At 54.3% G+C, this 11552-nt stretch carries 12 protein-coding genes and 1 pseudogene; 2 read left to right on the top strand and 11 right to left on the bottom strand.

Translation table 11 applies throughout. The annotated features are described in order from the left end of the window. Nucleotides 1-16: 16 nt before the first annotated feature. The 10 genes and pseudogenes from ACFOFO_RS25785 to ACFOFO_RS25830 all read right to left on the bottom strand — a co-directional run. Nucleotides 17-718 carry an ABC transporter ATP-binding protein gene (locus tag ACFOFO_RS25785; RefSeq protein ID WP_390328806.1) on the bottom strand — a complete coding sequence of 234 codons (702 nt, stop codon included), beginning with the start codon at nucleotides 716-718 and terminating at the stop codon, nucleotides 17-19. Further along, nucleotides 715-1437 carry an ABC transporter ATP-binding protein gene (locus ACFOFO_RS25790; RefSeq protein ID WP_390328808.1) on the bottom strand — a complete coding sequence of 241 codons (723 nt, stop codon included), beginning with the start codon at nucleotides 1435-1437 and terminating at the stop codon, nucleotides 715-717. Before ACFOFO_RS25790 ends, ACFOFO_RS25785 begins: the two co-directional genes overlap by 4 nt. 121 nt (nucleotides 1438-1558) lie before the next feature. After that, a complete protein-coding gene (locus ACFOFO_RS25795; protein WP_390333447.1) occupies nucleotides 1559-2833 on the bottom strand; it encodes an ABC transporter substrate-binding protein in 1275 nt (424 codons plus the stop codon). 441 nt (nucleotides 2834-3274) lie between these two features. Beyond that, entirely contained in the window at nucleotides 3275-4348 is a 1074-nt protein-coding gene (locus ACFOFO_RS25800; RefSeq protein ID WP_390328810.1) for a maleylacetate reductase, read from the bottom strand. Between the two features lie 25 nt (nucleotides 4349-4373). After that, nucleotides 4374-5837, bottom strand: a complete 1464-nt coding sequence (locus tag ACFOFO_RS25805; protein WP_390328812.1) for an aldehyde dehydrogenase family protein — start codon at nucleotides 5835-5837, stop codon at nucleotides 4374-4376. A 106-nt stretch (nucleotides 5838-5943) separates the two neighbouring features. Next, nucleotides 5944-6948, bottom strand: coding sequence for a hydroxyquinol 1,2-dioxygenase (locus tag ACFOFO_RS25810; protein ID WP_390328814.1), 1005 nt, complete (start codon nucleotides 6946-6948; stop codon nucleotides 5944-5946). A 28-nt stretch (nucleotides 6949-6976) separates the two neighbouring features. Next, nucleotides 6977-7480: a cupin domain-containing protein gene (locus tag ACFOFO_RS25815; protein ID WP_390328815.1), complete on the bottom strand. Its 504-nt coding sequence runs from the start codon at nucleotides 7478-7480 to the stop codon at nucleotides 6977-6979. Between the two features lie 190 nt (nucleotides 7481-7670). Continuing rightward, nucleotides 7671-8615, bottom strand: a complete 945-nt coding sequence (locus ACFOFO_RS25820; protein ID WP_390333449.1) for a LysR family transcriptional regulator — start codon at nucleotides 8613-8615, stop codon at nucleotides 7671-7673. Nucleotides 8616-8629: 14 nt separating this feature from the next. Continuing rightward, a complete protein-coding gene (locus tag ACFOFO_RS25825; protein ID WP_390329412.1) occupies nucleotides 8630-9490 on the bottom strand; it encodes an intradiol ring-cleavage dioxygenase in 861 nt (286 codons plus the stop codon). 346 nt (nucleotides 9491-9836) lie between these two features. Further along, nucleotides 9837-10022, bottom strand: a pseudogene (locus ACFOFO_RS25830) (IS5/IS1182 family transposase); the annotation flags it as partial. Nucleotides 10023-10046: 24 nt separating this feature from the next. Here ACFOFO_RS25830 and ACFOFO_RS25835 point away from each other — a divergent pair. Beyond that, nucleotides 10047-10187 (top strand): alpha/beta fold hydrolase, encoded by a 141-nt coding sequence (locus ACFOFO_RS25835; RefSeq protein WP_390329465.1) that lies wholly within the window; start codon nucleotides 10047-10049, stop codon nucleotides 10185-10187. 7 nt (nucleotides 10188-10194) lie between these two features. Here the strand turns inward: ACFOFO_RS25835 and ACFOFO_RS25840 are convergent, their stop codons facing one another. Beyond that, nucleotides 10195-11022, bottom strand: a complete 828-nt coding sequence (locus ACFOFO_RS25840; RefSeq protein WP_390328817.1) for an IclR family transcriptional regulator domain-containing protein — start codon at nucleotides 11020-11022, stop codon at nucleotides 10195-10197. A gap of 177 nt (nucleotides 11023-11199) precedes the next feature. Between ACFOFO_RS25840 and ACFOFO_RS25845 the strand changes: the two genes are divergently transcribed. Further along, nucleotides 11200-11552 (top strand): 3-oxoacid CoA-transferase subunit A (locus ACFOFO_RS25845; protein ID WP_390333451.1); only part of this gene is annotated, 353 nt, incomplete at its 3' end.

The raw sequence follows: 11552 nt of genomic DNA on the forward strand, positions 1-11552 counted from the left end.
CGATTCTTTCCCATGCTTATATCCCGAAATACGCTTTTGAAAGCTGATCGTGGGTGAGCTGATCCGACTTACCGGTCAGCGATATTTTTCCTTCCTGCATGCAGTACAAGCGGTTCGACACTTGCTTTGCCGTGCCAACATCCTGCTCCACCACAATGACGCTTAATCCACCTGCCGTAATCGAAGGCATTGCATCGTAGATTTCCTTGACCACGATAGGGGCCAATCCTAGCGAAATCTCATCACAGATGAGTAACGTTGGATTGCTCATCAATGCCCGGCCTATTGCAACCATTTGCTGCTGTCCGCCAGATAACGCGGTGCTGGGGCTATTACGACGCTCTTTCAGGATCGGGAATAACTTGCACACCGTTTGCAGATTCCAGGGACCCGGCCGCTTGGCATATCCGCCGATCAGCAAGTTTTCTTCCACAGATAAGCTGGGGAAAAGACGACGTCCCTCCGGCACCATCGCAATGCCTCTTTTTACAATTTTCCCGGGTGCCATTCCGCCGATCGGCTCGCTGCCGAACTGCACAGCGTCTTTCGACGCCTTCAGCAGGCCCGTAATCGATTTCAAAAACGTCGATTTTCCTGCCCCATTCGCACCGATGACGGCAATCGTTTCACCGGCATGTATCTCAAAATCGACGCCAAAAAGCGCCTGAAAATCTCCATAGAATGCCGTCAGATCATTCGTCTTAAGAAGCGCGCTCATACTTCCAGCCCCATATACACGCGTTTGACGTCCGCATCGTTCATCACGGCATCCGGCAGCCCTTCCGCCAGCCTCGCCCCAAAATTGATGACGAGCAGACGATCGGCTACAGCGAGCAATGCATGCACCACATGTTCAATCCAGATCATGGTGATGCCTTGCGCCTTGATCTTCCTGATCTCGTCGACCAGCTGTTTCGCTTCATGCTCGGTCAGGCCTCCCGCAATCTCATCAAGCAACAAGAGTTTTGGTTGGGTCGACAATGCGCGTGCAAGCTCCAGCCGTTTGCGGTCCAGTAGTGTCAGACTGCCCGCCAATTGATTCGCCTTCTTCAATAGTCCGGTTTTTTCCAGGACGTCAACGCATACTGGATAAGCATCTTTCTCAGCCAGTCCGCCCCCAAATGTCGCCGCCACTAAACAATTCTCAAAGACCGTCATTGCGCCGTAGGGTTGGGGAATTTGATACGATCGGCCGATCCCTAAGCAGCAGCGTTTATGCGCAGGCAGCACAGAAATGTCTTGACCGCCGAACGTCACGCGTCCTCTATCTGCACGTACGTCGCCGGAGATGAGATTGAATAACGTCGTCTTGCCGGCGCCATTCGGCCCCAGAATGCCGAGCGTCTCGCCCTGCGCCACAGACAATGTAATGTTATCGGTGACGGTCAGCGCGCCGTAGCGCTTGCTGACGCCATCAAGTGTAAGGAGTGTCTTCATGTTGTAAATAATTAGCCGATTTATACGCTCGGCTTTATCTCTGTCCTGAAACTTCCAGGAAGAACGCCAGCTCGCTTGCTATGTTCCTCGCTACGAACTGGCGCGATATACCTACAAAGTCCTACGAAATCAGCTTCATTTTCCCGTTCGTTGGAATCGTCGGTGCCGCTGCATTATTGACAATAACCAATTCGTACTTATGCTTCTTTCCTTTGACCCATTGACCCAGCACCAACGGCGTCTTGGAAACATTTTTGAACGGGCCCTGGCCACCCCACTTAACCGGGCCGACGATGGTATTGATGCTGGTCGCGGCAATGGCGTCACGAATGGCCGGCTTGCTGGTATCTTTCGAGCGCTTCAATGCATCGACTGCCACCTCGAACAACGCGTGGGAAAAACCGATCGGCTGCGTCCACTGCTTCTTGCTTTGTTCTTCATACGCGCCACACAATTCCTTGGCGGACATACCGGTGAATGTCGACTTGAACGGATGCCATGGCGACCACCATACTTCTGTCGTCAAGCCATCGCCCAAGTCTCCCAGCGCGTCAATGGCACCAGGAAATAGCAACGCCTTGCCGAGCGTAATGACCTTCGGCTTGAATCCTTGCTGCTTCGCCTGCGTCAGAAATGTCTTGGCATCCGGCGGAATCATGACGCCAGTGACAATCTCGACGCCGTCCTTCTTGAACGCTGCAATCTGCGCGGAAAAATCCTGGTTCATATTCTGGTAGCGACCGGTGTCGGTCAACGAAAAGCCCATCTCGGCGAGCGGTTTGGGAAAGCCTAGATACTTGTCACCCCATGCGTTGCCGTCACCGTCGTTCGGGAACAAGCCACCAACTTTCTTATTGGTCTGAACCGATTTCCACCCGTTGGTAAAATTGGCGATGACATCTTCCAGTCCCCAGAACATGTGATAGGTCCACTTGAATGCCGTTTGCGGCTTGCCGCCTCGGCCAAAAAACCACGGTTGCCACGGTACGACGGTCGAGATGCAAGGCACTTCATTTAATTCGCAGGCATCTGATACCGGATTCGCGGTTTCCGGTGTCGACGACACCAGCATCAAGTCGATTTTTTCCTTCAGGATCAGGTCATTGGCTACTTCACCGGCACGATTCGGCGAGGATTGGCTATCTTTCAGGATTATTCTGACGGGTAATTTCTTGCCGGCGATCTCGATACCGCCTTTGAACTTTTCCTGCAAACTGGAGATTACCCATTTATCGGCTTCGCCGAATGCGGCCAACGGACCGGTTTGCGGCGATACGTAGCCGACCTTGATTTCTCTTGATTGCGCGAAAGCGGGAATCCTACCCAGAGCAGTAATTGCTGCGGCTGCACCTGCACTTTTCAGTACCGTACGGCGATGTTGATTAAATTTATTCATGGCTCCTCCTGGTGGGACTGAAAATTCTGCTTCGTACCTTGGCCGGTGCGCTAATCCTGGTGGACGACGGCGCAAAAAATCGCGCCGTGGCGACAGCCAGGCAAAGTGCCAGGCGCGAGATCGCCCACACCGGATGTCCGCTGGCTTTGACCAGCCACGCTGACATCGCGGTTTACGTGCGACCAGGCACGACGCAACTACATTGGTTCTTATGCTGAAATAAAAGGGGAAGGCGCGGCGTTAAACATAGCGTTTTCGCGTCCCCACGGCCGAGTCGATCGGCGGCTCTCAGTGGCATACGCGACTGGTGACATCAGTGCACATGCAGCAGCTACCATTGAGGTAGACAACGTATTTCTTATTTTCACGTCTCGCTCCAATTGATTTTAGTTTTGGTGCTTATTACACCTTTTTATTTGGTCAAATTGCTTGCTGCTTGCTCTATGCTGCCGGACGTTTCCCGTAATAGGCGTTCTCCAACAGAGCGCGAATTGCCGTCTTCTCAATGGGTCGGGGATTCCAGTACGCATTCTGGGTGGCGATGTCGGCACAACGATCCAGTTCACCCACCGCCATGCCGATGTCTGCCAGTGCGGTCGGCGCCCCCAATAGCGTCGCCAGGTCATACATGCCCTGCGCCGCGTCTGGTGTACCCAGTGCCTTTGCAATACGCCGCATCGCATCGGGTGCCGCTGATGTGTTATATGCAAGCGCATGCGGCAGCACGATGGTGTGCGTTTCCGCGTGTGGCAGGTTGTAGCTGCCGCCCAGCGTATGGCACAGCTTGTGATGTAATGCCATGCCGACGCTCCCCAGCACAGCGCCACACAGCCATGCCCCATACAGGCAATCACTGCGCGCATCGATATCTGCCGGATTAGCGATGACCTTCGGCAACCCCTGCGCCAGGGCGCGAATGCCCTCTTCCGCAAAGAGCGACATAATCGGATTGGCGTCCTGCGCGTAGAGTCCTTCCGCTGCGTGTGCGATTGCGTTAATGCCACTGGTGACTGACAAGCTCTTGGGAAGGCTGATAGTCAACTCAGGATCGTAAATCACCGTTTTTGGCAACACGCGGAAGTCGCGACCTGTTTTTTTCAAGCCTGCTTCGGTGATGCCGTAAATCGGCGTCATTTCGCTGCCCGCATACGTCGTTGGAATCGCGAGGATAGGCAGGGAAGATTCCAATACAATCGCCTTGCCCAAGCCTGTGGTCGAACCACCGCCGATGGCAATGGCACAATCCGCATTCAATTGCTGCGCGACTTCCCGTGCTTCCCTGGCGGTTTCGATCGGCACATGCATCACTGCACCGTCGAAGATACCGGCACAACGCGCGCCGATAATGTTTGCCACGCGCTCCGCATCGGCACGCTGCCCCGGTGTGCAAAGTATCAGAGCACGCTGCGCCCCCAGTAGATCGATTTCGCGTACTAAGTGTTGCAGACTGCCGGCGCCAAACACGACGCGCGGGATTTGGCCGTTGAAAACAAATTCCCGTAGAGACGATGTCATACCTGCTCCTTGTCGCCGAACATATTTATCGTGGATAGTACGGCGGCAGGTTCGCGTCGACATTGACCCATACCGACTTCGCTTGCGTGTATTCGCGCATCACTTCGAAACCCATCTCGCGTCCGTAGCCGGACTGCCCCACCCCGCCGAAGGGAGATCCAGGATGAACCCGTTTGTAGCAGTTGATCCAGACCATGCCAGACTTCATGTCACGGGCGATCTTGTGCGCGCGCTGTAAATTGTTGGTCCATAAACCTCCACCGAGACCGTATTCGGTACCATTTGCGATCGCCAGCGCTTCCTCATCGGTCTCGAACGTCGAGATGGTGACAAATGGGCCGAACACCTCTTCCTGACTGACACGATCAGTTGGTTTTGCGCGCACAATGGTGGGCTCGATGTAGCAGCCGTTTGCGAGATCCGGATTGGAAGGTGCCTTACCTCCTAGCAGAATCTCGCCACCTTCGGAACGTGCAACATCGCAGTAAGAGAGCACACGATCGCGCTGCTGTTGAGAGGTAAGCGGCCCCATCTCGGTATTTATATCGAGCGGATTGCCAAGTTTGATGGATGCAGCCAGCTTGGCGAATTTCTCAATGAATTCATCCTCAATGGATTTGTGCAAAACCAGCCGCGAACCGGCAATGCACGCTTGCCCCTGATTATGGAAAATCGCGAAGGCCGAACCATTGACAGCTGCTGTGAGGTTGGCATCGCCGAACACGATGTTCGCACCCTTGCCGCCGAGTTCAAGTTGTACCTTCTTCAAGTTACCGGCCGATGCTTGCACAATGCGACGACCAGTTGCGGTGGAGCCGGTGAAAGCAATTTTCGAAATATCCTCATGCTCAGCGATATACTGGCCAGCGATGTGGCCTAAGCCCGGCACGATATTGACCACGCCGGCAGGGAAGCCGACTTCGGCCATCAATTCCGCGATACGCAAAGTGGACAATGGAGTCAATTCCGCTGGTTTCATCACGATGCAGTTGCCGGCTGCCAGTGCCGGTGCCATTTTCCAGCTGGTAAACATCAGTGGAAAATTCCATGGCACCACTTGGCCGACAACACCGATCGGCTCGCGCAGCATATAGTTTAAGAAGCCTTCCTCGACCGGAATCACGGTGCCTTCGAGCTTGTCGGCCATGCCGCCAAAGTAGCGGAAGGTGATCGCGGTGCGCGGCACATCCAATCCTCTGGTATCGCGCAATGGATGCCCGGTATCGAGCGACTCTAACCTGGCGAGCTCGTCCGCGTTCGCTTCAATCGCGTCTGCGAGCTTCAACAGCAGGCGGCCACGATCCATCGCCGCCATGCGTGACCATTTCGGAAAAGCAGCTTTGGCCGCCGCCACGGCCTTGTCGATGTCGGCCTTACCCGCCATCGCGACCTGTGCGATGACCGAATTGTCATGCGGATTGAGGGTGGCGAGTGTCGCGCCGTCTTCGGCAGAAACGAACCTGCCGTTGATAAAAAGTTGGGTCTGCATTTGTTCTCCGTACACGTACTCGTTTTAAACAGGCAAAAGGGGGCCACGGATGGGCATACACCCATCCATTGTCTTAACTATGTTTAAGGATTAGCTTGCGCCGGCTTTAGAATGACACCGGATAGACAGGCGACTTGCCTTCCAAAATGTCGTGGACCACCTGCGGCGATCCATTTTCCCAAACGAGCAGCATGGAGCGTTTCGGCGAGAAGCCCTGGTGCCGGCAATCCGCCGGCATGGCAGCCATGTCGCCGGCCTTCATGACCACACGGGCGCGTGGTTCGGCGGTCATCTTGTCGCCGCAATCCCAAGTGATCTCATCGCACATCTGGAAGAACCATTCAACGCGATCGTTGCCATGAATGATAGGCAAGATGTACTCTTCGGTGGTCGGGCACATGTAGCTATGCTTGACGACCGAAGTAAATGAAGGATTCCAGACCACGTCGGAACGCGAAAGATACGCAAACAGGTTGAACGCGTGCACTTGATTTTCGAAGCCAGGCTCTGGATGCAGCTCTGGAGCATCTTGCGGCACGTCGGCAAAGGCACGATTAATTGGATAGCCCGTATTATCCGTGCGCATCCCGAGGTCGTCTTTTAAACCTACGCAACGTTCCGCCAATTGCCGCACACGTCGTACAGCGGCATTATTATTGCCATTCTTCCGACCATATGGCATGCCGGTTTCCTGGGGGGCGGCATACGGATCAAAACAGGCATTCGTCCAGTCTTCCAACATGTCGACGAAAGTCACACGAACCTGTTCCGTTGGAAAGTTCTGGAGCAGATCCACGTTCGCTTTTTTGTAATTCGCATTGTAAGTTCCCGCGAATACATCGACCGTCTTGTAGTGATTCGTGGTGCCAAAGACGTTGTCGAAATTAACCCACCCATAAAAAAATCCCCAGCCCACATCGCGCATTAGCGCACGCAGAAAATTTCCAACATCCAAGGTATGGGAGGCAGGCTTACCGTCCAGGGTGATCCATTTTATGTGCGCAAAGTATTCATCGCGTTCGAAGGTAAAGTCTCCCAATGTAAAGGCTTTATAGCCATATACCGGGTGCACGTCAGATGCCACTGTATTGAATTTAATCGGCGCATTCATCTCAAATTTCCTCAGGGATTAGTCAAAATCAAGCGGCCTGGCAGATATCGGCCCACTTCTCAACCGACAAGTCGCCCTTACATGTTTGCAGGACAATGACAGCAGGCTTTGCAGCACGGAATTGATACGCCACATTGGCCGGCAATAGCGCCTGGTGGCCACGTTTAATTTTCATCCATCCCATCGGCTGACCTGAAGGCTCGCCACCAACCGGCACCGCCCCGTTTTTTTCCTTGTCCTGTACCTGCTGAGTCGGATCGAGCTTGACTAAATAGATATCGACTTCCTTATCCATACACAAAGCGAACTCATCATGTGCGCAGGTATACCAAGGCGAAACCCCTTCAGCACGGATCGTTTCAAGCACATAGATTTGGTTGATACCGAAAACAATTTTTTCGTACGGTTTGGATTTCCCCGCGATCTCGAAGCAATTCGAAAATGCGTAATTCTTGGCGCTGTCATTGATGACTTGCACGCCACCCTTTTCGTAGTTCTCCAGTGCGCCAAACTTAGTTGTGTACTGCGTCATGATGCCTCCATTATTTCTTCTAAGAGCCTATAGTGTCCCGAGTTCGAAATTCGTCGAACCTCTAACTCAGGACACTCGGTATCCTTACTGGATAGCTTGCAGTCTAGGCAAAATAAGGGCGGCTGGGTAGCATGAGAAACGCAATCAGATTGTTTGCGATTTCAGAACAGTCGTAAGGATGAGAGGCGCTTCACTCCACAAGAGAGCGAGGCATTAGGCCTTGTTCTATCAAAGCCAAATCCCATGGCTGTTCGCTGGAAAATTTAGCCAGCAGACTTTCAATAAACAACTTGAGTTTGGCCCCGCCGCGATGCGTGCGAGGATAGACGACCGAGAGCCAGAACGAAGATAGCTGCCAATCGGGAAGAATAAGTTTGAGACTGCCGCTCAGTATCGGAGCTGCGGCTACCAGAGTCGGTATGCACACGATGCCGGCGTGCTCACAGGCGTATTCTTCCAGCAAATGAACGCTGTTGCTTAACAACACGGGTTTCAGATCGAGAACCACTTTTTCATTTGCGCCGTGAAACACCCATCGGTCGCGCGTTGGGTAGCCGGAATATAACCCGAGGCGATGCTCATAAAGATCGCGCGGATGCTGCGGAGTGCCATGGTGTTTCAGGTAGTCGGGTGATGCACAAAATATGCGGCGCACCGGGAACAACTGGCGCCCGATCAGCTCCTCGGATGAGGGGTTGAAAATCTGCAGCGCACAATCCACTCCTGCCTTGATAGGGTCGACCACGGCGTCGTTCACAAACAGTTCAAGAACAATATCCGGATATTTTTCCTGAAACTCACGCAGGTGTGCAGCCATATGACCTAGAACAAAACCCGGTAGCGCATGTACCTTCAAGCGGCCAACAAGAGACCCCTTCAGTTCGCGCATCTGATCGACCAGTTCGTCAGTCCTGTTGACCAGGTCGACGCAATCGCGCAGGTAGGCTTGTCCTACTTCGGAGAGTTGCACATTACGGGTACTGCGGTGAAACAGGGGCGCGCCGACATATTCTTCCAACTGCTGGATGCGCGTGGTGATTACAGACTTTGATATCCGCATCTGGCGCGCCGCTTCCGCAAAGCTTTGCGTCTCTGCAACGGTAACGAAAGCCTCTATTGAAAGAAATCTGTCCATAGATAAATAATAGTCTAGACAGGATTCAGTACGAAATCAAAATCCAGCGTGAAGAACGGCACATCGAGGCAGGTGCCATCCGGAGCAGTACCAGCTTTGTGCCGTACCCAATCGCCGATCAGGGAAGAGCGCACTCCAAAGACGGCATCGGAATCAAGATACTTGTCACCGTTGCGGAATACATGGGTAATCAGTGTCTGATAGTTCTCCGCCTTGATCAGGAAGTGCAAATGCGCAGGTCGCCACGGATGCCGCCCGAGCGCTTCGAGCATGCGCCCTACCGTGCCATCGTGTGGAATCGGATACGCTTCTGCACCAATGGTGCGAAAATAATATTCACCTTGTGGGCCGCTGTGGAAAGTTCCCCTGCCACGATGACTATCCTGATCCGCATATTGCACGTCGTACAAGCCGTCTGCATCCGCCTGCCAGACTTCCATCGAAGCGTTCGGAACCGATTTTCCGTCGATATCGCGCACGACGCCGCGTACGAAACACGGATCACCCTTGGCGCCATTGGCGATATCGTCACCAAGCGCATATTGCGGCGATCCTTCTACATGGAAAGGGCCGAATACGGTAGATTCGGTGCAACCTTCCGGTTTCCGGTTGTTAAGGGCTGTCACCAGCATCGACAGCCCTAGCGTGTCAGACAGCAGGATGAATTCCTGGCGCTTATCCGAACACATGTGTCCGGTATCGGTAAGGAACTGGATGCCGGCAAACCACTCTGCTTCGGTCAGTTTTACTTCGCGCGCAAAGGAATGCAGGTGCTGAACCAGGGAGCTCATGATTTCTCGCAGCCTCACATCCGGCATTGCGGCATGGCGCGCCAGGACCGCTTGGGTGATGTTGTCTTCGTTTAGATTGCGCATTGTCTCTTGCTCCTCTCCAGGCGTTATTTTTTTAACTCGGATCTCATATGGGCTGCCAAATAATGAAAAAAGATCGCAATGAAGTATGCGCCGTCAAAAATCAGACGGAAAACGGAAAATTTACCACTGTATGATCGAAATTTTCGAAGATCAGGCTTGGAAGCCCTGCAGATCATTGACGCCATCGACCTTCGCGGCTCGTTTTCGGCGGCCGGTAAAGAATTGCACCGGGCGTTGGTGCACGGATAGTTCGTTGAGTAATGTGTGACTAGAATGCGGCTATCCCATCACATGACGTTGTTGCACGGATATCCAGAAGACGAGTTGAGGCGTCAGCCACTGGCCGTTATGTCGCTTTGCGCTCACTTCGGACGGATGTCGGGCGTGCGGCCGCCAGCATGCGGTGGAGCACGGCGACCCCGATGGCCATTTCAGTAAGTTGCGCTGCTAGGCAACGCGAGCGCAGACAAGGCTCGGTGATTGCCTTGACACGCCCCATCGCGGTTTCCGCGAGTGCCCGGCGGCCGTAGCCGGTGTCTCCTGTATGCCGCTGGCCATGTCGCAAACTCTGGTCGAGAAGATTCCGCAGGCACGCCTGGCGGTGCTGAAACACGCCTCGCATCTGAGTGCAATGGAACGGCCGCAATCGTTTGCCCAGGCGGTCACGCAGTTCATACTGGCGTTGAGACGCCGATAGCCGAACCTCACTGTTGCGCGCGTACCAGCACATTGATTTTCTCCGCTGCGGCCAGCAACTTGGGTAGGCAGTTTTCCAGCATGCTGGCGGGGCTCGGATTGTTGACTTGACCGCTGATGTTGATTGCCGCCACGACCTTGCCGTTACGATCGACAATCGGTGCGGCCAGCGATACCAGGCCCAGTTCCAGTTCCTCGCTCACCAGGCACCAGCCCTGGATCCGTACCTGTTCGATCGCTTCTTGCAAGCGCTCCGAATCGACGATCGTGTGCGGTGTCAGCGGCGCCAACGACATGCCGGCCAGGCGCTCCCTGAGCGTCGCCGGTGGCAAGCCGGCCAGCAATACTCTCCCCATCGACGTGCAATAAGCTGGCAGGCGACTGCCAACGCCGAGGTTGATCGACATAATCTTGCGGGCCGGCACCCGCAATACGTAGACGATCTCCTCGCCATCCAGCACCGCGGCGGAACAGGATTGCCGCAAGCTCTCCACCAGATCTTCCATCACCGGCTGCGCCTGGGTCCATATCGGCAGCGATGACAGGTAGGCGAAACCCAGCTCCAGCACTTTGGGTGTCAAACGAAACAGGCGCCCTTCTGCCGCGACATACCCGAGGTGCAACAAGGTCAGCAAGATGCGGCGCGCGCCGGCGCGGGTCAGCTCGGCCCGTTCGGCGACTTCAGACAGCGTTTGGGCAGGGGCGTCGGCGCCGAAACTGCGCAGCACAGCGAGCCCGCGGGCGAAAGACTGCACATAGCTGTCGCCCGGCTTGGGGCCGGACGCCGCAGCCACCTCGCCTTCAGCCATATCTGATAACGGAACACGATTCGACATTGATAGCACTCTCCAGTTGCTGATACACACCAACGACATACCACCAAAACATGAGAACAACGGCATTGACAACACCTTGTCCGCTGACTATTCTTACCAAATAAGTTCTAAATACGAATATTTGTTCATTATAAGAACTTTACTAGTCACTTTCAACCAATTGTTCGTATCAAAAACATGATTAACAAAATTGCCCCCTCTGTAACACAAGCACTGGCAAATATTCACGATGGCGCGACCGTCATGATCGGTGGCTTTGGCGGCGCTGGGCAGCCAGCCGAATTGATCGACGGCCTGATTGCACAAGGCGCGAAAGACCTGGTCATCGTCAACAACAATGCCGGCAATGGCGATACCGGCCTGGCAGCACTGCTCAAGGCTGGGCAGGTACGCAAAATCATTTGCTCTTTCCCGCGTCAGGCCGACTCGTATGTTTTCGATGCTTTATATCGCGCCGGCAAACTGGAACTGGAACTGGTCCCGCAAGGTAATCTGGCCGAAAGAATCCGTGCCGCCGGGGCTGGCATCGG

It is taken from the genome of Pseudundibacterium arcticum, from assembly GCF_042646465.1.
In the GTDB taxonomy this organism is placed as follows: domain Bacteria; phylum Pseudomonadota; class Gammaproteobacteria; order Burkholderiales; family Burkholderiaceae_D; genus Undibacterium_A; species Undibacterium_A arcticum.